20 protein-coding genes and 4 pseudogenes are annotated in these 25,073 nt (G+C 33.7%); 15 read left to right on the top strand and 9 right to left on the bottom strand.

The window, feature by feature from the left end:
- Nucleotides 1-103: 103 nt before the first annotated feature.
- Both ONG75_RS04745 and ONG75_RS04740 read left to right on the top strand, forming a co-directional pair.
- Nucleotides 104-1,474, top strand: a complete 1,371-nt coding sequence (locus ONG75_RS04745; protein ID WP_264375908.1) for a hypothetical protein — start codon at nt 104-106, stop codon at nt 1,472-1,474.
- 257 nt (nt 1,475-1,731) lie between these two features.
- Entirely contained in the window at nt 1,732-2,766 is a 1,035-nt protein-coding gene (locus ONG75_RS04740; protein ID WP_264375907.1) for an efflux RND transporter periplasmic adaptor subunit, read from the top strand.
- A 50-nt stretch (nt 2,767-2,816) separates the two neighbouring features.
- Here the strand turns inward: ONG75_RS04740 and ONG75_RS04735 are convergent.
- A pseudogene (locus ONG75_RS04735) lies at nt 2,817-2,954 on the bottom strand (transposase); the annotation flags it as partial.
- Between the two features lie 79 nt (nt 2,955-3,033).
- Here ONG75_RS04735 and tnpC point away from each other — a divergent pair.
- Entirely contained in the window at nt 3,034-4,416 is a 1,383-nt protein-coding gene (gene tnpC / locus ONG75_RS04730; protein WP_264375454.1) for an IS66 family transposase, read from the top strand.
- 22 nt (nt 4,417-4,438) lie between these two features.
- Here the strand turns inward: tnpC and ONG75_RS04725 are convergent.
- A pseudogene (locus tag ONG75_RS04725) lies at nt 4,439-5,127 on the bottom strand (IS630 family transposase); the annotation flags it as partial.
- An 81-nt stretch (nt 5,128-5,208) separates the two neighbouring features.
- Nucleotides 5,209-5,703, bottom strand: a pseudogene (locus ONG75_RS04720) (transposase); the annotation flags it as partial.
- Between the two features lie 219 nt (nt 5,704-5,922).
- Here ONG75_RS04720 and ONG75_RS04715 point away from each other — a divergent pair.
- Nucleotides 5,923-6,945, top strand: coding sequence for an IS110 family RNA-guided transposase (locus tag ONG75_RS04715; protein WP_264375440.1), 1,023 nt, complete (start codon nt 5,923-5,925; stop codon nt 6,943-6,945).
- Between the two features lie 123 nt (nt 6,946-7,068).
- Here the strand turns inward: ONG75_RS04715 and ONG75_RS04710 are convergent, their stop codons facing one another.
- The 3 genes from ONG75_RS04710 to ONG75_RS04700 form a co-directional block, all read right to left on the bottom strand.
- The gene (locus tag ONG75_RS04710) at nt 7,069-7,191 is read right to left on the bottom strand and encodes a hypothetical protein (RefSeq protein ID WP_264375462.1); all 123 of its coding nucleotides are present in this window, start codon (nt 7,189-7,191) and stop codon (nt 7,069-7,071) included.
- Between the two features lie 226 nt (nt 7,192-7,417).
- Nucleotides 7,418-8,176, bottom strand: a complete 759-nt coding sequence (locus tag ONG75_RS04705) for a cell division protein FtsQ/DivIB (RefSeq protein ID WP_010401947.1) — start codon at nt 8,174-8,176, stop codon at nt 7,418-7,420.
- Nucleotides 8,157-9,110, bottom strand: coding sequence for a D-alanine--D-alanine ligase (locus tag ONG75_RS04700; RefSeq protein ID WP_039833309.1), 954 nt, complete (start codon nt 9,108-9,110; stop codon nt 8,157-8,159). Before ONG75_RS04700 ends, ONG75_RS04705 begins: the two co-directional genes overlap by 20 nt.
- Nucleotides 9,111-9,559: 449 nt before the next feature.
- On the opposite strand from ONG75_RS04700, the gene ONG75_RS04695 reads away from it, so the two are divergent.
- Nucleotides 9,560-9,883, top strand: coding sequence for a hypothetical protein (locus tag ONG75_RS04695; protein ID WP_264375906.1), 324 nt, complete (start codon nt 9,560-9,562; stop codon nt 9,881-9,883).
- A 459-nt stretch (nt 9,884-10,342) separates the two neighbouring features.
- Here ONG75_RS04695 and ONG75_RS04690 read toward each other — a convergent pair whose 3' ends face one another.
- Nucleotides 10,343-10,717 (bottom strand): ferredoxin family protein, encoded by a 375-nt coding sequence (locus tag ONG75_RS04690; protein ID WP_010405211.1) that lies wholly within the window; start codon nt 10,715-10,717, stop codon nt 10,343-10,345.
- Nucleotides 10,718-10,778: 61 nt separating this feature from the next.
- Here ONG75_RS04690 and dprA point away from each other — a divergent pair, with 61 nt between their 5' ends.
- The 5 genes and pseudogenes from dprA to ONG75_RS04665 all read left to right on the top strand — a co-directional run bounded on the left by dprA (nt 10,779) and on the right by ONG75_RS04665 (nt 14,525).
- The gene (gene dprA, locus ONG75_RS04685; RefSeq protein ID WP_264375905.1) at nt 10,779-11,855 is read left to right on the top strand and encodes a DNA-processing protein DprA; all 1,077 of its coding nucleotides are present in this window, start codon (nt 10,779-10,781) and stop codon (nt 11,853-11,855) included.
- A 254-nt stretch (nt 11,856-12,109) separates the two neighbouring features.
- A complete protein-coding gene (locus tag ONG75_RS04680) occupies nt 12,110-12,250 on the top strand; it encodes a hypothetical protein (RefSeq protein WP_010405218.1) in 141 nt (46 codons plus the stop codon).
- 159 nt (nt 12,251-12,409) lie between these two features.
- Nucleotides 12,410-12,607, top strand: coding sequence for an IS630 transposase-related protein (locus ONG75_RS04675; RefSeq protein ID WP_264375904.1), 198 nt, complete (start codon nt 12,410-12,412; stop codon nt 12,605-12,607).
- 268 nt (nt 12,608-12,875) lie between these two features.
- The gene (locus ONG75_RS04670; protein ID WP_264375903.1) at nt 12,876-13,184 is read left to right on the top strand and encodes a transposase; all 309 of its coding nucleotides are present in this window, start codon (nt 12,876-12,878) and stop codon (nt 13,182-13,184) included.
- Between the two features lie 126 nt (nt 13,185-13,310).
- A pseudogene (locus ONG75_RS04665) lies at nt 13,311-14,525 on the top strand (IS256 family transposase).
- Between the two features lie 119 nt (nt 14,526-14,644).
- Here the strand turns inward: ONG75_RS04665 and secA are convergent.
- Complete coding sequence (secA, locus tag ONG75_RS04660; protein ID WP_010405317.1) at nt 14,645-17,296, bottom strand: preprotein translocase subunit SecA; 2,652 nt, start codon at nt 17,294-17,296, stop codon at nt 14,645-14,647.
- Between the two features lie 225 nt (nt 17,297-17,521).
- Between secA and ONG75_RS04655 the strand changes: the two genes are divergently transcribed.
- From ONG75_RS04655 to ONG75_RS04640, 4 genes are all read left to right on the top strand, one after another.
- Nucleotides 17,522-18,544 (top strand): hypothetical protein, encoded by a 1,023-nt coding sequence (locus ONG75_RS04655; RefSeq protein WP_264375902.1) that lies wholly within the window; start codon nt 17,522-17,524, stop codon nt 18,542-18,544.
- Nucleotides 18,545-18,716: 172 nt separating this feature from the next.
- On the top strand, nt 18,717-19,520 hold the full coding sequence (locus ONG75_RS04650) for a hypothetical protein (RefSeq protein ID WP_264375901.1): 804 nt from the start codon (nt 18,717-18,719) through the stop codon (nt 19,518-19,520).
- Nucleotides 19,521-19,620: 100 nt separating this feature from the next.
- Complete coding sequence (locus tag ONG75_RS04645; protein ID WP_264375900.1) at nt 19,621-20,781, top strand: porin; 1,161 nt, start codon at nt 19,621-19,623, stop codon at nt 20,779-20,781.
- A 263-nt stretch (nt 20,782-21,044) separates the two neighbouring features.
- Entirely contained in the window at nt 21,045-22,385 is a 1,341-nt protein-coding gene (locus ONG75_RS04640; protein WP_064085792.1) for a DNA recombination protein RmuC, read from the top strand.
- 32 nt (nt 22,386-22,417) lie between these two features.
- Here ONG75_RS04640 and ONG75_RS04635 read toward each other — a convergent pair whose 3' ends face one another.
- Nucleotides 22,418-23,524 carry a D-alanyl-D-alanine carboxypeptidase family protein gene (locus ONG75_RS04635; RefSeq protein WP_010405178.1) on the bottom strand — a complete coding sequence of 369 codons (1,107 nt, stop codon included), beginning with the start codon at nt 23,522-23,524 and terminating at the stop codon, nt 22,418-22,420.
- A gap of 647 nt (nt 23,525-24,171) precedes the next feature.
- Between ONG75_RS04635 and radC the strand changes: the two genes are divergently transcribed.
- On the top strand, nt 24,172-24,852 hold the full coding sequence (gene radC, locus ONG75_RS04630) for a RadC family protein (protein ID WP_264375899.1): 681 nt from the start codon (nt 24,172-24,174) through the stop codon (nt 24,850-24,852).
- The last annotated feature ends 221 nt before the right edge of the window (nt 24,853-25,073 follow it).

Raw genomic sequence — 25,073 nt, 5'->3', positions numbered from 1 at the left:
GTTTAGCTATTTTGCTGCTGCTTTTTCTTTTCTTAATATCTTAAGAAAGATTGACTTTTTGTCTAAAATAATATAGGATAAAATAATAGTGAGTGAGGTAAAAATGTCAATATCAAAAGAACGTAAGGAATATTTACTAGAAAAGTTTAAATATGCTGCCAAAGAATTTGGCAAGTCTGGTACAAAGTCCAATCATCTAGCAGTACCAAAGGAACAGCAACTCTCTATTGATTTAGGTAATAGAAAAGTTTTTGGTATCATAAATAAGATTCTGTATTGGATAGAGAATAATTTTACTTATTTTTTTCCACGATATAATTTGTTTCCAGAAGTTGGAGTTGAAGGAAGAAAAATTCCTGGAACTAATACAAGGGTTAAGTATTTTAACTCTGATGAACAATTTGATCAAAGAAAATTTATTGGCGAGCAAGATGGGGAACTTAAGTTATACAACTTAGAGGGCAAATTATATGATACAACTGATAAAATTAGTAAGGGTAAAAAAGGTTGTGTAGCTTATGTTATCACGCTTGATGGAAAATTAGTAACTCATGAACATATTAATGTTAACAAAAGCGAATGGGCTTATCGTCATTCAACTCTTGCAGGCGGTAAGCCGATTTTATGTTCTGGTTTAATGAAAGTGGTAAATGGTAAAATAACTTATATAGACAATAATAGCGGGCATTATAAACCAGAATCAGCAAACTTATACAATGCAGTGAAAAAGTTAGAAGGTCTATTTTCGAAAGATGCGAAAGTTGTTTGCTTACCATATTGGATTAGCTTGAAAAAACAAATTCCGCTTACACGCAAAATTAATCTAGCCAAACGAGAGCCAGTAGAGGAATTCTTGAAAAGGATGGAGAAAAAAGGGAAAGATGGATTGACTCAATATGAAAGACATTTTGAAAAGATAAAGAAATTTAATGAGCAATATGAACAAAAATTGCTTCTTGCAAACTATAAGTCACCTACAAATGAACTGTCCTACAAACCAACTATACATAAAAAACACAGATTGAAATACTCTGAATATATTAACTTACACCTTAATTTTTTGAAAGAGTTTGATGAAAGTCCTGAAGTGCAAAAAATAGCAATAGAACATTCAATAAGAAGGGTTATTGGAGCAAATTATGGCCATAAGCCTACAGTTGCGCTTGCTAAGGCACAGGTAATAGATAAAGATGGAAAGCTGCAAGAAACGGACGAAATAGTAGGTATAAATGTTGCTTTTCACCATGAGAATGATCGTGATGGCTTTGCTAAACTTCTAGATTTTAAAAAGTATAGCTATATTTGCGAACCTCATTTGCAAGATAAAAAAAATAGAGCAGATATGGAAAAATTAATGCCCAATAAACATACAGTTTTTATGAGTACAGACCAGGCTAATAAATTTATAAAGGGCACTTTACAAATTAAAATTGATAGTGTTGAGCAATTGGGTGTTGGTTTAGTGATGGGCTAAAGCTCTGTTTAAATATATATTTAGTTTTGTTACAATATTCTTATTTTCATCATATAATATGATGGAAATTTTATGCACAACTTTTTTATTTGATTAAAAATTGCATTTTTGCAATAAAAACTTATTTATTGTAAGAAAACTTGCTCATATAAAACTATTTATAGAGTGACAATAGCTGTGTTATACTTACACTTCTGATTCGAAAACTTATGCAGTTATTTCTAACAAGATTGGTCAATAAATTTTACTGTTTAAGGATGAGAAACAAAGTAATCATCGTTTCTGGTATTGCTCTTATTCTACTGTTTTTTATCAACAGTACATTTTTAAAAAAAGATCAGGCGGTTCATAGTGATAATCCAATTAGTAGTTTTTCAGTAAAAACTCAGGATTATACTCCACAAAATCGCACTGTATATTTAAATTTTTCTGGTACGGTAAATCCCTTGCATAGGGTCAGCCTTGTCTCAAGAACAAGTGGTCAAGTTATTGCTATTTATTTGTCTGATGGTGAAAAAGTAAAAAGAGGCGATGTAATTTTAAAGATAGAAGATTATGACAGAGTTGCACAGGTTGAGAAAGCCAAAGCTTTATTAAATCAGCGTGAAATTGAGTATGATTCCTCTCGAAAATTGAATAAAAAAGGCTATGGAGCACAGATAAGAGTGGAATCAGCTTTTACTGCATTGCAGAGTGCAAAAGCTGACCTAAAAAGGCTAGAATTGGATTTAGAAAACACTGCGATTAAATCTCCTATTGATGGTTATATAGATAAGATCAACGTAAATGAAGGGGATTTTGTTAATCTTGGACATAAGATAACTGACATAGTTAATTTTGATCAGGTTCTTGTAGTGTTGTATGTTTCAGAAAATGAAGTAAATAAAATAAAACTGGGTAGTGCAGCGCAAATTAATTTGCTAGACGGAAGGGAATTAGTAGGTGAAGTGAGTTTTATTAGTAAAATTGCTGAGCCTAAAACTGGATCTTATAGAGTGGAGGTCAAGGTAACTGATAATGAAATTATATCCTTGCAAGGACTGACTGCTAGTGTAAGCCTGCCTTCAGGTGAAAAATTTGCATATAAAATTCCTTCTTCAGCCTTGAGCTTAAGTGACGATGGTGTTCTTGGAATAAAGATTGTTGATGACAATAATTATGTAGTATTTACACCAATAGAAATTGTTGATCATGAAAACGATGGTGTTTGGGTGGTGGTAAATAACGAAGATAAGCCTATAAAGTTAATAACATTGGGCCATCTATTTGTTAAGCCTGGTGATAAGGTTTAAGACATAACTTCAGTATCAGTTATAGCCCTTCCCATAATAGTCCAAAAAGGTCATAAGAAAGAAGAATCGACAGCATGACGAAAAGATTTGAATAAAGGAATGTTTTTCCTGGTTCTGTTTTTTATAGCAAACCAATAATGTTCAATTTTGTTAAAATCTGGAGAATATGGAGGAAGATATAAAATTTCTGTATCCGTTCAGCGGAGTGGCAGAATAAGGTAGACAAGGTGATCTAAAAAGATAATCATAGAGCAAAAGTGAGGTAATGTGGTAAACCTTTTAGAGCTTTGCAAAAATTTACAGCAAAAAATAGAAAAGTTAGAAGCAAAAATAGAAAAGCTGGAAAGGGAGAATGAAAGTTTAAAAGCAGAGAACAAGGCTTTAAAGATAGAGAACGCTGAATTAAAGGAAAGGCTTGGTTTAAACTCGAAAAATTCATCTCTACCAAGCTCTAGAGAGTTGTACAAAATAAAAAAGGACAAGCCAAAGAGCGACAGAAACGTTGGTGGTCAGGTTGGTCATAAAGGAAGTTTTCGCGCCAAAATGGATGCAGATGAGGTGATAAAAGTAAAGTTGTCATCTACTTGTGAATGCGGAGGAGGGATTGCAATATGCAATGGACCGTACATTCATCAAAAAGTTGATCTTCCGGAAATTAGGCCTTATGTAGTGGAATATCAGATGGAGCATGGTCGTTGCCGGAGATGCGGAAAAAGAAGAAGCAGTAAGTTACCAGAAGGTGTTACGTCAGATACATTTGGTCCAAGGGTTAAGTCAATAATTGCAGCGTTCAGCGGATTCTACAAAAATTCAAAACGCGAAATAGCGAGTGTCGTAAATGATATCTTCAATTTGAACATAAGCGTCGTTAGCATATCAAATAGTGAACATAGAGTTGCTTCAAAATGCAAAAAAATGTATGAGCAGATCGAACAAGAGATAAGTAGGAGTAAAGTTCTACATATTGATGAAACGAGCCATTATAACAAAGGTAAACTCGCTTGGTGTTGGATGTTTGCAAGCAATACGGCAAGTTTTGTGAAGTTGACAGAGTCAAGAGGAATGAAAGTTTTAAAAAATAACGCATGCTGCAATCATAATAGCTTAGTGGTAACCGACAGGTACGCAGTATACAATTACTTTGCTGATGAAAAAAGGCAAATCTGCTGGGCACACTTAGCAAGGGATTTTGAAAGATTAGCGCATAGTTGGAATATTGAAGTCAAAGTTCTTGGCTGTTACTTAAGAAATGTAGCTACTGAATTATTTGCACTAAAAAAGGCTTTGCTAAAAAATGAGATAGATGTTTTTAGATTTGCCAGACGTGCCAGAAAGTTGCGAAAACGTACAAGGTATTACTTGAAGGAAATATCCTACTTACCTGAAGCAATTGGAGCCTCTCGAGTTGCGAAAAATATTTTGAAATCTGAAAGAATGATGTGGAATTTTTTAGATGACCCAAAAAACATTCCGCTGACAAACAACCATGCTGAACAGCAGATACGGCATTATGTCGTTTACCGCAAAAATTCGTATTTTACACAATCAAAGCGGGGAAATGCATTCCTTGAACGGATAATTTCGTTATACTTAACATGGAAACAAAGGGGTCTCAATCCTTTCCAAAACCTCTTATCTATTGTTTCTTAAACCACTCTCCTGAACGGATACAAATTTCTGCACCAACTCCTTTAGCAAATCTTATTAGACTTATGAAAAGTAGCATTATCAAGGATAACAGTTTGTCCAGGTTCCAAAATCGGTGTCAGAAACTGCTCAAACCATTTATTAAAGATATCCATATTGCAGTGGCCTTCAAAGGTTAACGGAGCAATTATTTTTCTTCCACTTAAGGCTGCAACCATGCTAATTCGTTGAGTTTTCTTCCCAGATTTTAGGGCATAAAACCGCTGTCCTTTCTGGCAATACCCATAGGTTCAGTGTCCAGACTCATCTATATACACTAATTCTTTAGGTTCTTTTGTTGCTATAACCTTTGAAAATTGAGCTCGCTTTTCTTCATTTCTTTCTTTATATCCGTAGGTCTTTTTTTTCTTGTGAATCCTATATTTTTAAGTGCTCGATGAATTGTTTGTCTACTAATATTGCCCCAGCATCTCTGACTGAGTTTTGCCACCTTGCTCATTTGCAAATTCGGCAAATGCATTCCAGTCGGTAATTTTATGCCACGCTTCCAGGCTTTTTTGACTGAAAATCTCCCGTTTTCTCACGTCTTTTCTTCCACTCATATAAAGTTGTTTTTCCGATCTTAAATCTCTTGGCAACAGTTTCTCCACTCTCTCCTTCATCCAATGCTTCCATTACCTTTTTTCTTAAGTCATAACTATATGCTACTGGCATCCTTACCTTCCACTACTATCAATCCATATCTTACTCTTTTTGGACTATTATGAGAAGGGCTATAGTACTCTCAACCAGAACTTCACTTTCAGCCAAATAAAAACCCAAAACTTCTTTTCTGCCATTTTGCTAATATGTTATACATACATTTGCTTACACAATGCCCGTCCTCCTTGACCTTAAAAAACCATGAACACTATCGGATATACAGATTGCAGCGGACGACTGCGCCATTCGTTGATTACTGGTAGCAATTTGTCAGTAATACTTGATATCTCTGCTGCAGATATTTTATATTTCTTCTACATGCGATGCTATATCCCATGCCACTGGCATATGTACTTAAAACCTTTGCTTCAAGTTCGGTTGTTTGCCTTTTTCTGACTACTTGTAGCTCGAAACTTCCTTCTCTATCTCTTGGTGTCAATAGTTCAAATACTTGTCCGTAAAGTCTTTGAATTTCTTCGGTTGTTTTCTTCGCTTTCAGCCGACAAATGGTTTTCTATCTCGCCTTCCCTCTAGCAGTTTTTTTATAAATGGTGTTAATGCTCCATCTCTTCCTGTCAATGGTCTTGTATCTTGTAAAAAGCATCTAATGTTTTAAGCTTAAGCATTAGATGGAGAAGAGAAGAACTCTGTCAGTGGTCTTAGATATAAAATCTGTAAGGTAGATAAGAGTTCTCTTCTCAAGAGTACAGGCTGGACGGTATCGTAGAAAAACCTAAATGGTTCTAATTCTGTATTCACAAGACTAGCCTTACTTTTCATTTTTAATGGTAACGCATGGGGTTATATATGATCAACAACTTTTTAGGTATAGATGTATCGAAAGATCGCTTTGATGTTTTTCTCTCGTTCATAAGCAAAAAAGGAAGATGTGAAACTAGAAAAAGGAGTTTTAAAAACGAGGATTCTGGGTTTCAAGGTTTACTTAGCTTTCTACAAAAACATAATGTAGAAGAAGTAAAAGCCTGCATGGAGGCTACTGGTTGTTATAGCGAAGCTTTGGCTGAGTTTCTGCACAACGCTGGACATTCTGTTAGTGTTGTAAATCCTTATTGCATAAAATCTTATGCAAGGAGTAAGCTGATACGACAAAAGAATGATCAGACCGATGCAGAAGTTATTGCTGATTATTGCCAAAGACAGGAACCTTCTAGTTGGACACCACCTTCTCCTGAAATGAAAAAATTAAAACATCTTTATCGTTGCTCAGTTGCGTTAAAAGATGAGTTAACATTAGTAAATAACCACTTAGAAAAAAAAGAGAGACTGCTTAAAGAAGTTGCAAGTGCTTGGGAAGACCTTGCAATGAATATAGCTCAAAAAATAGAAACAATAAAAAACTCCGTACGTGAACTATTAAATCAACATAAAGAATTGTTGGAAAATTTTCAACTTCTATTGACTATTCCAGGAATAGGAGAAGAATCAGCAATAGCTATTTTAGCTGAAGTTCCTGACATAGAGGTTTTTAGAGATGCCAGGCAATTGGCAGCATATACAGGAGTTATACCACGAAATATGACGTCAGGTTCCTCTGTATATGCCAAACCCAGATTAAGTAAATCCGGTTCACAAACATTACGTAAAGCACTTTTCTTTCCTGCTATAGTAGCTAAGAATCACAATCCTATCATTATTAGTTTTTGCCAGAGATTAAAGGAAAAGGGTAAGCATAATATGGCTATCGTTGGTGCTGCAATGCGTAAGCTACTCCATATCATTTTCGGTGTTCTAAAATCCAAAAGTGCTTTTAATCCTGACCATATCAAGAATTACAGGGCAAAGCGGTTGGAGGAGAATTTAGTACTTTAAAATCAAAAAATGCGTACTTTCTATCTTATGTAAAATAGCATTTTACACAAATTTATTTAATGTAGTTGGTTAGTGTATATGTTGATAGAAAGTATTTTTTGATTTCGTAATACAGCTTAAGATTCAATTTCTATAATTTTCTTGTTGACTGACAAGACGGTATCTTCCTTCTCGTATAGATGATAAGATATTTGTTTCTAATTCTTTATAGTCTACCAAACCGGTAGTTGTGTTTGCTTGACTCATTGTCAAACCTCCATTTTTTTATCAATTTATTACTTTACTTCTCGGTTTGACACAGTTTATTTAACACTCTCCTTTTTGTTTAGTAATGGTTAATGCTTCCTTCTATAATGCAAAACCCATACTCACCCAACCCAATCAATTACTTGCAATCTGGATTCCAGTTTTAAGCTACTCATATGACAGAGAAAGGGCTACTTGCATGAAATGAAAAGGAGCACCGAGCAGATCACTTCTTCACAAAGATCTTATCAGCAACACGCATATCAATTATGCTCCAATTGCTAAAAGTAAAGTCGGTTGTATTTTGCAAGTGGCTTAAATAATCCCATGCGCTATAAGGATTATCTTCAGGCAATTTTACTGTGGCACTGTTATCGAGTATGATATTCCATCTTCTATTGCCTACATAAACACAAGAAGAAATATGATCACTTAATTGAGTTTTCCTCTCTAGTATATCTTTAATGAATTTTAGGCTTGATAACGAATTTTGTCCTTTGATTATAACGAGGTTATCTATCTGGTAATCATCTACGATTACTTTACCTTCAGAGTCAATTACTGAAGTTCTGTTATCATCTTTCCAAAGAGCAAAAGGTTTGTGTTCATTTACATCAATGCGTAAGGTGTTGGGTAAAATCCTATAAATTCTTACATGTTTTATCCATTCGCTTACAGATTGTATATTATCTGTTAGTTTTGAGAGTGATACATACATGATAGGTTGTGTTCTATCTACTAAACTTAGAATGTCCTGTTCATTTGTAAATTTGTTTCCAGTAACGGTTACTTTGTCGATTGAAAATCCATTGCTAATTAATAAGCTCGATAAGCGATCGTTACACCAAGTAAAGTAGTAATTGAATCGATTTGTTATTTTATCAAGTGAACTATAAAGTACTAGTGTAAGGAAAAGTGCAGTTATAATCATGAAAGCACACTTGCGCAAAAAACTCCTTTGGCTTCTAGTAACATTGTTCAACATCGGCTTGATCTCTAATATTCTTGTGGTGTAAACTGTCTTTGACAATAATTTTAATTAATTCATTAAAATCAATTCCTTTTGTCAATTTTGCAATTTCTGGTACTAACGATAATTCAGTAAAGCCAGGATGTGTATTAATCTCAAGCATTTTTAAAGTGTTATTTTGGGGATTATAACGGAAGTCTGAGCGGGAAACAGTTTTGCATCCTAAAAATTGATGAACTTTTAGTGCGTGTTCCAAGGTCATTCTATATATGTTGTCAGGAATTTTAGCAGGAAATATATGTTCTGCAAATCCATCTGTATACTTTGCTTCATAATCATAGAATTTATTTTTTGGTCGTATTTCCATAGTGCCAATTGCTTCATTCAGCAACACAGCAGTATGTAACTCTATACCCGGTATGTATTCTTCTATGATCATCTTTTCCATTATAGTAGAACTGTTATTTTTCAGCTCTAAGTAATCCTCATGTGAGAAAATCATGTGTACTCCAATGCTTGAGCCTTCGTTAATCGGTTTTAAGACGTACGGATAATCAACTTTAATATTATTTTTTAGCACATCTTCTCGACTAATTACATAACCTCTTGGAGTGTCGATATTAAGAGAATGGAATATATGCTTTGACATCACTTTATTCATAGCAACAGCCGAAGCCATAACTTCTGAGTGTGTATATTTTATACCTAAAATCTCCAGTAAACCTTGAATACAGCCATCTTCACCATAAGGTCCATGTAGAGCAATAAAAGCAAGAGCGGGATTAGTTTTTTTAAGCTTTTGAGCAATGTTGCTATCAACATCTATTTCTATTGCATTATATGAAAGGCTATCAAGCGCCTTCTTTACTGCTTTTCCGCTCATAAGCGATATTTCTCTTTCGCAAGAAAATCCACCACTTAAAATTGCTATAGTTGGAACCATAAGCACCCTAATATTTTGCTATATATCATATATAAAAGATACTTTTATCTTCAATAGAAAAAACGCTTTGAAAAATTCCACAGCTGTACAGATATTGCAATTTGCAGGTGGCAAGTAGTTTTATGTAAACTGGTTCCTTTGTGATCAGACACCATTTACGTTTGAAGGAAATATGTTTTGCATTATAGAATAGGGTTATTGCAAAACATATTTCCTTCAAACGTAAATGGTGTCCCTATATCCTATTGTAACGATAGTTACTTCATGTTTTTGGTGTCTGTATAATACACATCGCCAACTCTTAGTCTTCTAAACCCTTTAAAGCTATGGTGCAAGATTCACTGAATCAACTGTAAGACGTTCCTGTATTGCTTTATTTACTTTTGATTCCATATTTAATATAGTATTAATACTTTTATACTATATTAAATATAATATTAATTAAGGAGAATATTATGTCAGAAAAAGATAATAATCAATGTTCATTAAGTGAAGTTTGTATTAAATCAATCACTGGACCGTTATGGGGAGCGCATTATAACTCAAAGAAGACAATTGAAACAATTAAAGAAGATTTCAAGAATCTAAGCAATAATATTCATTTAACCAATACCAAGTTATGGGGAGAGTATGGTAATTTAAAGAAGACAATTGAAACAATTCAAAAAGATTTCGACAATCTGAACAATGAACTTAAACCAGACAATATTGATAGTAATATACCATCTGCTGATATATTTTCTGATGAAACGCACATTTACGATTCAATGTCTATTTAACCAAAAAGATGTGAGGCTTCTTTTGTACTCTCTATTTATTCTGAACTTTTCAATAAAGTAATAAACGTATCTGAAAAGTAATTATGCTAATATAAATATTACAATTTTATTAACACATAAATGCTACCGTGGAGTTAGTTTTTTAATTTAGGAGTATATTATGGTTATGTCTACACAAAACTCGAATTCATTAACGTTTCAGGCACGCAACCTATCTCGTATTTGCCATAAAAACTGTGAAGAGGCGTTCAATGAAACAGACAAACCTCTGTGCAAGGCTAGATGTGATGCTTTCTTTTCAGTGCCTGAACCTCGTTCACAAATTAGTGAGAAATTAATAGACATTGCAAACAATCTCCGTTTTGAGAGTGCACAATTATCGTCTATGGCAGATGAAATAGATGCTTACAATTCAATGTCTATTTAATCAAAAAAGTGTGAGTCCACTTTCGTACTCTATTACCCTAAATTTTCGTCAAAATAAGCTGTTTTATCCTTTTTTTCTTTATACTCTTCTGCTGTATCTAGGGGTTGCTTTTTAGCTGTGACATTTGGCCACTTTTGCGAATATTCTACATTTATGTTGTAAAATGATTTAAAGATTTTTTGTTCATTGTTCAGTAAGCCTTCATCTAGCTCTAGAATATCTTTTATGGAATCATCAGTTACAATTGCATCTACTGGACATTCAGGTATACACACTCCACAATCAATACACTCATCTGGGTTAATCACGAGCATATTTTTACCTTCATAAAAGCAGTCAACGGGACATACTTCTACACAGTCCGTATATTTACATTTTATGCATTTATCTGTAACAAAATGCGTCATAAAATACTGTATATTTGCATTATCTTGGGTACACTAAACTGATAAGAAATTCAAGCCTTTTATGAAGATAAATAAATTAAATAACGAAGAATTAGAAATATGGCTAAGCTTGGCTAGAACTGTGGGACCAGTAAAGTTTTTTAGTATACTAAGAGCATGTGGCTCACTAGATGAAGTGCTTAAGTATCTTAATGAATTGGCTAACAAGGATTATGGAATTAAAAATGTACAAGAAGAAATTAAGAATGCAGAAAAAATTGGAGCCAAAATAATACCAGCATGTGATCCAGATTACCCTGACATTTTAAGGAATATACCGAGTTGTCCTCCTGTAATAACTACACTTGGTGATATATCATTGTTAAGCCGTGAGATAATTGCAATAATCGGTGGACGTAATTCTTCAATCAATGGAAGAAATTTTGCCAATAAGTTGGCACTTGATTTAAGCGAAGTTGGTTTCATCGTAATTTCTGGACTTGCAAGAGGGATCGATACTGCAGCAAACAGTGTAATATACAAAAATCACCCAACCATTGCTGTCACAGCAAGCGGAATTGACGTAGTATACCCAAGAGAAAATTTTGATCTATACAAAAGAATCACTGAAAATGGCGGGTTAGTAATTACCGAGCTTCCATTTTCTACTAAACCAAAGCCTCAGTATTTTCCCCAAAGAAACCGAATTATATCTGGCCTTTCACTCGGTGTTGTGGTAATTGAAGCATCAAAAAAGTCTGGTTCTCTCATCACAGCAGATTTTGCTTTGAATCAAGGAAGAGAGGTGTTTGCAGTTTCTGGTTTCCCTTTAGATTCACGCTGTAGTGGTAGTAATTATTTAATTAAGAACGGCGCTAAACTTGTTGAATCCGCTGATGATATAGTAGAGAGCGTGAGATTTAGTTTACCTCTTCAGCAAAAAAATCTATTTGATACCGTTGCTGACCAAAAACAAGAAAAATTACAACAGGCAAAATCTGTTATAGTTGATCATATTAACTCTGTACCTGTTGATATAGATGAACTTATATTAGCAAGCGGACTTTCTACCAACATAGCTCTAATGGCTCTTTTGGAACTAGAGACGGAAAATAAAATAGAGCGTTTGCCGGGGAATAAAATATCATTAATTTTCTAGATTGCTTTAGTTATAAATCCACAACCGTACAAACATTATGATTTGAGTCCACCAAGAAAGATGTCATTCCAGCGTGTGACGCTGGCTTTCCGTAATCTCACTAAAAACGTTGTATTTTTACATAACTTTTATACTTACTAACTTAATATATAATCAGAATTCCTAGATTCCAGACTCATGCATCAATAGACCTGCTGCAAAAGGTAATGATAAAATGATGGAAGAGGAATAAGCAGATAGAGTAAGGTAAAAAAATGAGCTTTAGTTACTACAATATAAAGAAACACCCAAGAAATTTTCGTAATATAACAGGCTTAACTGTAGAAGAATTTGAAAAGGTGATAGAAAAAGTGGGGAACGTTCAAAAAAGTGTGTCAAGCCGAAAAGAAAAGTAATAAATTGATATAAAAAATGGAGGTTTGAAATGAGTCAAGCAAATAGAACTACCGGATTAGTAGACTATAAAGAACTAGAATCAAATATTTTATCATCTATAGCTAACCCAAGAAAGGTTTAGCTATATGGCAAAATTGGTTAGAATGGTATAATAAGTAATGAGAAAGAAGAAGATGCCAAGTCCATATAGTGAGGATCTGAAAGAACGTGTTCTCAAAGGAGTCGATAAAAAAACAATGACGATAAAAAAAATCAGTCAAATATTCAAAGTGAGCATAAAACCAATATATTTGTGGAGGAAAAGGAAAAAAGAAACAGAAACCATCTTCAGGCTATCACAAAGGATATGGCCATAAGATTAAAGATATGGATAGATTTATCAAATTTCTGAATGGAAATCAGGATATTAGAATTGAAAAGATAATTGAAGAATTTGGTAATATGTGTAGAAGCACAGTATATAACTACCTTAGCAAAGTAAACTATACATATAAAAAAAACTTTTCTTTATCGAGATAAAGAGAAACGCAAAGAGTTCATAAAAAAAGTAGAAGAAATAAATAAAGGAAACTTGATATACATAGATGAGTCTGGAATAGAGGACAATGAATTTTATGAATATGGGTGGTCTCAAAGAGGCAAGAGGTTATTTGCCCAGGGTTTAAAAGAAAGAGGGTAAGCATAATTGGAGCACTGAATGAAGGAAAAGTTAAAGCATCATGGATAATTGATGGCTACTGCAACAGGGAGATTTTTGATGCTTATGTAGAAAATGTACTTGTTCCTGTATTTAAACCTGGACAGACTATTGTTCTCGACAATGCGAGCTTTTATAAATCTGCAAGGATGAAAAATTTGATAGAAAATATTGGGTGTAAAATTTTGTTCTTGCCTCCATACTCGCCAGATTTAAATCCGATTGAGAAGTTCTGATCAAGCACGCCATAAGAAAGGCTCTACAAACCTTTTGGCCCAATATTAATTCGGGGGAGTGTTAAATAAACTGTGTCAAACCGAAAAAAAAGTAATAAATTGATATAAAAAAATGGAGGTTTGACAATGAGTCAGAAAGTAGTAAACAGAACTACCGGTTTGGTAGATTATAAAGAATTAGAAACAAATATCCTGTCGTCTATACGAGAAGGAAGACCGTTGACAGGAAGAGATGGAGCATTAACACCGTTTATAAAAAAGTTGCTGGAGGTAAGCCTGGAAGGTGAAATAGAAAACCACTTGTCGGCTGAAAGCGAAGAGAATAATCGAAGAAATGGGAGGAATGCAAAGACTTTACGTACAAGCGCAGGGTCATTTGAGCTTTTGACGCCAAGAGATAGGGAAGGAAGTTTCGAACCACAAATAGTCAAAAAAAGGCAAACAAACTTACATCCAGAGCTTGAAACGAAGATTTTGAGCACATTTGCCAGTGGTATGGGCTATAGAGATATAGTGTCACATGTTGAGGAAATTTATGATCACAAAATATCGGCGGCAGAGATATCAAGTATTACTGACAAATTGCTACCAGTAATCAACGAATGGCGTAGTCGCCCGCTGCAGTCTGTATATCCGATAGTTTTCATGGTTTTTTAAAGTCAAAGAGGACGGGCATTGCGTAAGTAAATGCATGTATAATATATTAGGCATAGATCAAAATGGCAAAAAAGAAGTATTAGGTTTTTATTTGGCTGAAAGTGAAGTTCTGGTTGGGAGTGCTAAATGACCTCAAAGAAAGAGGAGTAGAAGATATCCTTATTGCCTGCGTTGATGGGCTGAAAAGCTTTCCTGCAGCTATAAACAGTGTCTTTCCTAATGCGGAAGTGCAGATGTGTATAGTGCATCAGATACGCAACTCACTGAAGTATGTGGCCAGTAAAGATGCGAAGAGTTTTTTGAGCGATTTAAAGAAGGTATATCAAGCTTCAAGCAAGGAAATTGCCGAGAATTATCTGTTGGAATTGGATGAAAAATGGGGCACAAAGTATCCTATGGTTTTGGCAGAATAATTGGGAAAACTTGTCTGGTTATTTTAAGTATTCTGGTCCAGTTAGGAGGATAATCTACACCACCAATCCCATAGAGGGGCTACATAGGCAAATTAGGAAATTCACTAAGACCAAAGGCTCATTTACCAGCATAAATGCCTTGTATAAGCAGGTATATTGTGCTATAAAGAAGGCAGAGGAAAAGTGGACGATGCCTGTACATGATTGGGCTTTAACTATCTCTCAACTTGATGTTTTCTTTCCTGGCAGATTGAAAATTGAGTTGAACTAAAAATGCGGTTTGACACAGTTTATTTAACACTCCCTAATTCGGCTATTGATTTTGTTTTTCAGTGCTCGGGCAAATCTTACTTCGGTTAGCTATAGCAGCCTATAATGTGCTTGCAACAACTAATTTACTACGGCAACTGCACCGTGACAGTGTTTGTATTTTTTTCCAGAGTTACAAGGGCACTTGTCATTTCTTGAAACTTTTGGAAGTCTGCTATTTTTAGTAGAGCGTGACCTATTGCCTATTTCTTGATTGTCTAGCAACTTAAAGTGCGCTAGGCGGTGAATGGTAAGCTCCCCCCACTTTTCAAGCATCGACTCAAACATTAAGAAAGCTTCGCGTTTAAATTCATTCAGTGGGTCTTTTTGCCCCATGGCACGCAAATTTATGCTTTGTCTTAGGCTCTCTAAGACCGAAAGGTGCTCCCTCCATAAATGATCAAGTGTCATGATCATCACTTGTTTCACTATCGTATTCCACAAATCTGTAGTTTGTTGACTATTGAAATATTTTTCTTTCTCAGTAAAAAATTCTTGTATCTTGTCATTTATATAATCCAAGGCTTCTTGTTTATTCAAAAACTCTTCTAGATTAAGCGTTATCCCGTATCTTATGTGGAATTCTTTTGCAATATCTTCAACATAATCTTCGTAATAACCACTTTGTACTATACCTTCTATTATATCCTCATTTACTTCACTATATACTTCAACTAAATCATTGATTTCATTGTTTAAAATATGATTTCTCTGCTTAAAAATAACTTTACGTTGATTGTTGATTACATCATCAAACTTTAGCAAAGACTTCCGCACATCATAATTTCTAACTTCAACTTTCTTCTGTGCTTTTTCAAGTGCTTTATTAATCCATGGATGATGAATAGCCTCGTTGTTCTTTAGTCCCACTTTTTGCAAAAAATTCCTCATTCTATCAGAACCAAATATCCTCATTAAATCATCTTCAAGTGATAGAAAGAACTTAGAAAGTCCAGGGTCACCTTGGCGGCCAGAACGTCCACGTAATTGATCATCTATTCTCCTGCTTTCATGCCTTTCGGTTCCAATAACACATAAGCCACCAGCTTTTATAGCAATTTCCTTATCTTTTTTTACTCTTTTGACTATTTCTTGATATTTTTTTTCTCTTTCATCAGCATTTTTTATTTTCTCGAGCTCTATTTTTGCAATCATTTCAACATTTCCACCAAGCTGAATATCAGTTCCACGTCCTGCCATGTTTGTTGCTATAGTAATGCTGCCTGGTATTCCAGCTTGCGCTATTATATACGCTTCTTGTTCATGATAACGAGCATTCAATACTGAATGCTTAAGAGAATGGCTTTTCAAAAGATCGGAAAGTTTTTCAGAATTTTCAATACTCACAGTGCCAACAAGCACTGGTTGAAGGCGTTTGTGACATTCCGCTATAAACTTCAATACAGCACTAAATTTTTCTTTTTCTGTGCCATAAATTTCATCATCAACATCTATTCTTTTAACAGGCACATTAGTTGGAATTTTTACTACATTTAATCTATATATATCACGAAATTCTTCTGCCTCTGTTGCTGCTGTTCCTGTCATACCAGAAAGTTTGTTGTACATACGAAAGTAGTTCTGAAATGTGACTGATGCTAAAGTTTGACTTTCATGCTGAATTTCAAGATTCTCCTTTGCCTCCAGTGCCTGGTGAAGACCATCAGAATATCTCCTACCTTCCATCATGCGCCCAGTAAACTCATCAATAATTACCACCTTACCGTTTTTCACTATATAATCTTTATCAGCAGTAAACAGCTTATGTGCACGAAGTGCTTGATCTATATAATGAGTCAGTATAATATTGCTAGTATCATAGAGCGAGGAATTTTCAGGAATGAGGTTATACGATTTTAGTAATTCCTCCACTCGTGAAATGCCATTTTCAGTGAGGAACACTGCTCTACTCTTTTCATCGACTTCATAGTCAGAATCAACTAATTTGATTACTATTTTATTGATATGCTTATATATCTGATTATTTTCCTCAAGTGGGCCAGAAATAATGAGCGGAGTACGCGCTTCATCAATCAGTATGGAGTCTACTTCGTCTACTATTGCATAATTGAAGCCTCTCTGAACCATATCTTCTTGAGAAAATTTCATATTATCTCGTAGATAATCAAAGGCAAGTTCATTATTTGTTGAGTATACGATATCTGCGCTATAAGCCTTTTTTCTCTCGTCGTCTGTCAAATTATTTGTAATAAATGCAACAGAAACTCCAAGAGAATTATATAATTTACTCATCCACTCTGTATCTCGTTTTGCAAGATAGTCGTTAACAGTTACGACGTGCACACCTTTTCCTTCTAAAGAATTTAGATATGCGGCTAAAGTTGCGACGAGTGTCTTTCCTTCTCCTGTTTTCATTTCTGATATCATGCCATTATGGAGAACCATGCCACCAATTAGCTGAACGTCGAAATGTCTCATGTTAAGGAATCTTCGTGATGCTTCTCGTACAACCGCAAATGCAGGTACGAGAAGGTCATTTAGTGTTTTTCCATTTTTCAGTTCTTGTTTTAATTCCGCAGTTTTACTAGCAAGATCCTCATCAGATAAGCTCTGCATTTCTTGCTCTAGCGCATTAATCTGCTGAGCAATTTTTCTGAAGGATTTTATTATCTTCTTGTTCGTTGATCCAAATATCCTTTTTATAAAAAAAAGTGACAACGTAAAGATGAAGAATATAAGAATAGTTGTTAAAACTAACGTAGAGTCTGGCATAAACTTAGGTAAAGTTTTATTTAATATGAGATTATATTACTAAACGTAACCTGCGGCAATTAGATTCAGAAAATCTTTATTTACAAACTAAGCAAAAGATTCTTGCAGATGAAATGTAAAAGAGTCTATTTATTTTATTAAATATTATAATTAATAATTAAACTTTCTTAATAAATTATTAAAATAGTGTTAAGCTACATGTATAAAACGGTTAGTGGAGTTACAATGTTAAGCAATATTATAAAAGTAAAATTAGAGGAAAATAGTTGTCCTTTTGAAGAATTAGAAGAATTTTTTGCTTCATTAAAATTTGGTACAAAAGGGTTTAAAGATTATTCAATAAAATTAGTTTGCCAAGTATTGGAAGATTTCACCTTAATTCTACCAAGAGAGGCAGTACCTAATTCTTTCGCTTTGAAGCTTTTATCTTTGCTTAGTAAGGGAAATGAGCTAGCTTTACCTATTATATTAAAATACCTTTCTTGCAGAACTGTATTTAAAGATTTTGGTCAAAAACTACAGGATAAAGTGGATCAAGATATAAAAGGACAAAACGATTCTAAAATTTCTCAGGAGATTGAGTTATGCAAAAAAGACATTTTAAATCTTCTCAATGGTGGTAAATCAGTATTAGACGTTCAATTGAAGCAGCGGTATAAAAAATACTATTCGTTAATAGATAATGAGATTGAAGAGTTAAAGACTCAAATTTTAAAAGAACTAGAAGATTATATTAGCAATACTAACGTTAATAAAATGTATCGAAGCCTTAATAATAAAAAGAAAAACGAAGAATCATTAAAAGAAGTAGCGTTAGGATCTTGTTCATTGGGTGGAATTTGCGTGTTAATATTTTTTTCACTTGGTTTTTTTATTTTTTTGGCAACAACCATTGACCCACCTGCTCATATGAGTATGTATAAAGTAAAGGTTTTTAGGTGTATAGGAGCTTCACCTTTAGTTTTTGTAGCATTAGCACTAACAGTAGCAGGTGTAGCTTACTTAACAAGTTGTTATCTAAATCATAGTTTTACAAAAGAAATACAAGACTATATAGAGCAACCAATAAAATGTATGGATAAGGCAACTAATAATAAAGAATTAGACAATTTTCCTTCTGACAATTATGAAAAAGTACAACCTTCAGCACCGCTTGAGGAACTACTACCTTCATACGAAGAATCGTGTTACAGTAGTTTAGGTTATATTCAACCATCTAATCCAATACAGCAAAATAAGTTGTTGTAGTGAAGGTATAAAGAGAATAAGCAAAATTATATTTGTAATTTTGATTCCTTTATCATGACTTAGAACATGCAGCAACATGACGATTTTTCTATACTTTATCAAGTATATTAATGGGTAAATGAATTTTAATACAATCTTATTATACTTATAAATACGTTATATGTGAGAAGATATGGAAGATTTTATAACTGAAAGAAGGAAAGATGATGCTGTGATATCTGTTTGTCAGGATAATGAGAAAAAGAACGTATTAATCTTGGGACTCAATCAAGCTGCAAGGAATTTATTAAAATGTGAGGGAGAGAATTTACTTAATAAGCCGTTAATCAATATTTTAAGTAAAAGAGCAGCTGAAGATATGAAAAGCTATTTGGAGTATACTGAAGATGGGCGCGATTTGCCCGATATATTGCCAAAAGTGATAGGCTTTTCTTTAATCGACGCTAAAGGAGAAGATATAAAAACAAAGGTAAAAGTTTTTCGCACAACTCAATTTACTAATAGCAAGATTAATTATGAGCTATTGATACGTGACATTAGCCTGTTTCATAAGCTAGCAATGTTTAGGGATAAATATCTGATGGGTAAGAAATATAAAAAACACAACTTGTTTGATATACCAGACAATGATTCAACGATTTTGGAGTTATATGTCATATTGAATTTTGCCTTTGAATATCAAATTAATGCAGTTATAGGAATAATAGGCTTCAATAATAAATTTAATGAGATAAACGATGCATTGAGTATGATCACAGAGCATTTTTATAAAAATTGCCGTAGTGATGATTTTCTAGGATTTATTGATGAGAATAAGGTGCTTTTTATTTTGATTAACTGTGATGCAAAGAACACATCTAAAATAATTAGTCGTATATATTCTACCATTAATAAGCAGTTACTAAAGCGAAAGTTACCAAGTATATCAATTATTTATGGAAATATAATTCAAAAACATAGTGTGAAGAATGCTTAAACGCTTTTGTCATTAATTGGTTTGTAGTATCTAAGTTCTACACAATATAAGAATTGTTTTTTATTTCTATTAAGCTTATATTAAAAATTTAAGCTTAACTATGAGGTTACTGATCAAACTATTTTCATTATTATTCGTGGTAGGGAGTGTCAATGCTAGGGTAATTCTAGATAAGGAGATATTTTATGCAGAACTAGATGGAAAAATAGATTTAAGATTTGGCTACGCTTTCAACAGAGATTCTTTTAGCTCTACAAAAGACAAGACCTCAAGCTATTCAGACCTGCGCTTGCTTTATTTACAGCAAGTTTATCCAAATACTAAAATGGGTTTTGATGTTAAGGCAGGAGTTTCTGGTATTGCAAACTTAAAGGCACTAGACATAGAAAAGTTAGAAATGGAGAAGTGGTATTTTATCATAAAGAATCAGGAGTTTGGATCATTTGAATATGGTAAAGGAAGTTTAGTTAGTCAGAGTATGTTAATTAACACTTCAAAAATTTATACAGCTGCTGGGGGAATAAATGGTCATTGGACAAACTATGCAAATCTGCGCGGTAATGGAAAAAAAGATGATGACCCTGGGTATGATAAGGACAAGGTATTTTGGGTAAAACCCAATGTTTACAGCGACTATAATGGACTAGAGCTGAAGTTAAAACAACCAATGATAAACTATATTTCTCCTGAAATTCATAACTTTCAACTTGGATTCAGTTATGTTCCAGGTAAAAATAATTTACAATATAATAATTTAATAGCCGCTGGTCTTTCCTATAAAAATGCCCTATCAGATGAAATAAATTTTACTACTGCTTTGACTGGTGAATTTGCAAGGGAAAATTTAACTGATTGTACAAACAAAAATTCTAGCGATCTTCAGTGTCATAATCAATTACTACACTGGAATTTTGGTGTGAAACTAAAGCTTTTTGAACTTGATTGCATTTTGTCGTACGGGAATGGTGGTAAATCTGGTGAGAAGCGTAGTCATGAAACAAATAATATGCATTATGTAAATGCAGGTATTGCTTATCATTCTGATTCTCGTAAAGTGAGCTTAACATATTTTAATAGTGTTAGGGATATTGCAGACAAAGGTACAAACGAATTAACATCACAGGCTTTCAGTCTTGAATATCCATTAGCTGTTGGTACTTCATATTACTTTGATATTGTAAGATTTAGTACTAAGGAGCTTGCAGTGGAAGATAATAACTCCGGATATGTGCTTTTGGCCGGATTGAAGCTAAGTTTTTAGTGAAGTAACTGGTATGTAAGTATTGTAATAATGAGAGTAAAATTGAGTTGTTAATATATGTGCTATTTGATATTATAAAAATAACTATTACATAAGATTTTCAATAAAAAGACATTCTGTTACTAATCCAAGTGTAGAAGAAAACGGTTATTAATTAGCAAACCAAGCCCTTCAGTAAGCGCATCTCTTCAGGTGCTCTTTTTTTCTTTTTTATATATAAAAAAATTAGATAGTATTGTGAGTGCGGTTTTTTCTGTGTTCTGATGCTTTTCAATTCTATAGCTTTTGTATTGAATTTCCTTTTTTTACTACTATTTCTCTATATTGTTGTAAGAAAGAACAGAAAATTTAGTGAGAATCTTGAGAAGAATTTACTTAAAGTAGAACATGAACTTCAAGAGGCAAAACAGTCTTTAGTAGATAAAAATAAGGAAATAGTTGATTTGAAAGTGAGGAACGCAGAACTTGAAGTAATTCTTCAAAAAGAGCGTGAAGAAAAGAAAAAGGAAATAGAATTACTAACAAAAGCAGAGGAGAGGCTTACGAACACTTTTAAAGCACTTTCTCTTGATGCTCTTCAGGTAAACAATAATAATTTTCTGAACTTAGCAAAAGAAGTGATCGATAATAAGCTAAAAGAAACAGAAAGTGACTTCAAAAAAAGGCAAGCAACGATCAACGAAGTTATCACTCCAATAAAAGAAAAATTAGAAAAATTCGACAGTGAAATACGTGAGCTAGAGAAAGAGAGGGTAGGGGCCTATGAAGGTTTAAGGGAGCAAATTGGAGCATTAATGAGTCAAACCTCTAACCTTGCTAACGCCCTGAGGAAACCTCACATTAGGGGTAAGTGGGGTGAAATGCAGCTCAAAAGAGTGGTAGAAATGGCGGGAATGGTTGAATATTGCGATTTTTTTACTCAAGCTTCAGTGGTTGATAAAAATGAGGATAATTTGTTACGTCCTGATTTAATAATAAAAATGCCATCAGGAAAGCAAATAATAATAGATGCTAAAGTGCCACTTGATTCTTATATGGATGCTATGTCACAAAATGATTTGCAGATACAAAGGGAAAAGTTGAAGAATCATTCTCTGGCGATAAAAAAACATATAAACGATCTAGGCAGAAAGGAATATTGGAACCAATTTGAAAATACGCCAGAGTTTGTGGTGCTTTTTTTAACAGGAGAAGGGGTTTTCAGCGCAGCACTAGAATGTGAACCAGCTTTGATAGAAATTGGAATAGAAAAAAAAGTAATTATTGCAACACCAATCACTTTAATCGCGCTACTTAGGGCAGTAGCCTATGGATGGAAGCAAGAGATGATAGCTGAAAATGCAAAGAAAATAAGTGAACTAGGCCATATTTTATATGAGCGAATCTGCACAATGGGCGAAAATTTTGATAATTTACGCAGAAGCTTAAAAAGTGCTGTTGATCATTACAATAAAACTGCTGGTTCGCTTGAGGCAAGAGTGTTTCCTGCTGCCCGAGAATTCAATAAGCTTGGTATACATGCAAAAAATAAAGAACTCACTGCTGCAAAAGAGTTGGAATCTTTACCACGCAGTTTACATGCTGAGAGGTTGAAAGTAGATTAGTATTTCAGGTCTCCTTAACTTACATTTGCTGATTAAAACAACTTTCTAAAAATTTTTTTTATATAGCTCAATTTCTGCACATCATTTGCTGCATAAACAGGTATAGTTTGTTGCTCAGTACCAGGTATTTCTACAAAAATTTTGCCCACTTCTTGACCTTTTTTAATTGGTGCGGGTACCATATCTTTATACTCAATACGCACTTTAATTTTATCATGTAATCTGCGGTTATAAGTTATGGTAACATCGTTTGCAACTGTAACGGGCACTTTTTTATCTTTTCCATAAACAATATTTATTTCTTCAACTACGCTATCCTTAGCAAATATTTTCTTGGTATTAAAATGATTTAAGGAATATTGTATTAGTCTTTTTGCTTCCTCTATTCGCTCTTTCTCGGTGTCCAAACCATTCACGACAGCAAAAATTCTTCTATCGTTCCGTTTTGCAGATGCTATAATGCCATAACCACCAGCACTTGTATGACCTGTCTTTAGACCATCAACTCCAATATCATGGAAAAGTAAAAGATTTTTATTTTTTTGTACAATATCGTTATATGTCAAATATTGTTCAGAGAATAGATCATAGTATTCAGGAAAATCAGTAAAAATCCTTTTTGCCAGTGTTACCAAGTCTTTTGCGCTCATAAAATGGTTTTCATCTGGCCACCCGCTTGAGTTAACAAAATGACTATCATTAAGATTTAAATCTTGTGCAACTTCATTCATTTCAGCAACAAAATTCTCCTCTGATCCTGCAATACCCTCGGCTAGCGCTATGCATGCATCATTACCTGAGGCAATTGTAACTCCTTCAAGTAGTTCTTTTACCGTAACAAATTGACCTTCTTTCAAAAACATAGAAGAGCCTTTCCTTTCCCATGCTTTTCTACTTACTCGAAATTTATCTTCCATTTTTATTATTCCAGCTTTTAGATAATCAAAAGCTACATATAAAGTCATCAATTTGCTCATTGAAGATGGGGCCATTTTTTCCCTGGAATTGTGTTCAAAAATGAACGAGTCTGAAGCTAAATCTAAGACAATTGCTTGCTTTGCTTTGGTTCTAAACTGATATGAGTATGAGTAAAAAGGAAATATAAAAATTAATAGCAAAGTTACTAATTTGCTTAACATATTTATAATTTTAAATTTATAGTGTACTAATTAATAGTATGATTTTGCACGAGCATTTCAATAGATCTCTCGCATAAAACTTCCTTGACAAACTGCGCCAGCCCCCTTATTATGACAATAACAGTATTTATCCTTGTTTTCGATCCGCGCGGGTTCAACAACAAAAATTCAGTAAAAAACTCAGGTATTTATTGGCAAATTACATAAAAATTATAGCGGCTGCATGTCTTTTTTTTTTTCTACATTCAGCCAAAACGCGCTTATTTTAAGCGTTAGCACATTATTACAGCGCCAATTTACATTATTATAGGGTCAAAACTCGTTACACGGGGATTTTTTTGCCTTTTTTTTCGCTTGGTAAATTTCTTAACATTTACAGCTAAAGCTTCAGGCCAGCACTTGATGCTGGAAATTTTTTGAGCACAAAAGTTATGCTAGGTTTTTGTTGGTAAGAAACCAGTGTCAAGCACTGGGATGACATAGAAGGAGCACTGGGATGACATAGAAGGAGGGAGCAGGAGATGACAAGAGAGGGGCTACTTTCATTTGCTGTCTTCAAAAATTTACAATTATGCTTCATATATTTTATTAAATATTTTACTTAAAAATTCAATTTCTTATTATAAGAGATAAGCAATTCATGAATAATGAAAGATTACAAAAAAGGTCATAGAAAGCGCCTAAGAGAGAGAATTATTTCAGATAACGGACAATCATTACTTGATTATGAGATTTTAGAACACATTTTATATTCAGCATATAGTAGAATTGATGTAAAGCCAGTAGCAAAGAGTTTGATAGAAAATTTTGGTAGTTTAAATAAGGTTTTTAATGCCGATTTAGAAGCACTGCAGAATATCGAAGGAGTTAGTAATGCAGCTATATCTGCTATCTTTTGTGTTAAACAGGCTTTTGTTCGTTCTGCACGAGAAGAAGTAAAGGACCTACCTATAATCAATAATTGGGAAAAATTGCTTGATTATTTAAAAGCAAGTATAGGAAGCCTTAATAAAGAAAATTTTCGCGTTATCTATATGAATAAAAGATATCGTCTAATAGCAGAAGATCTACAAAACTTTGGTACAATAGATCAAACTCCTCTTTATGTTAGAGAGATCATAAAACGCGCTCTTTTGATTGGCTCAACATCGATTGTAATATCCCACAATCACCCAAGTGGAGATATACAGCCTTCAAGTAGCGATATGTTTCTCACCAGACAGCTTGCAGAAGCTTGCAAAAGCATAGGAATAGAATTAATAGATCATATTATTATCACATTTAGTAGCTATTTTAGTTTCAAGGAAAATAGGCTTTTATTAGAGTAGATCTAAAATTGCTTTTGCCATTTTTCTTATTATGGAAGTATAGCTCTTCTTATAATAGTCCGAACGGAGGTAAAAACGTCTTTATAGCTATTATAAGCCAAGAGGCCAGCAGTATGTTATTATGACCTGTTCGGATTATTGTGAGAAGAGCTATAAAGCTATACATGAGGTGGTTGCCAGTGGAACAAAAATTTTCCTTCTGGAAGACAATGTGTGATTTA

Origin of the sequence: Wolbachia endosymbiont (group B) of Sphaerophoria taeniata (assembly GCF_947179355.1) — a bacterium.
Classification (GTDB): Bacteria; Pseudomonadota; Alphaproteobacteria; order Rickettsiales; family Anaplasmataceae; genus Wolbachia.
Note: the sequence above shows the minus strand (reverse complement) of the source record. Positions and strands in the feature narration are given on the sequence as shown.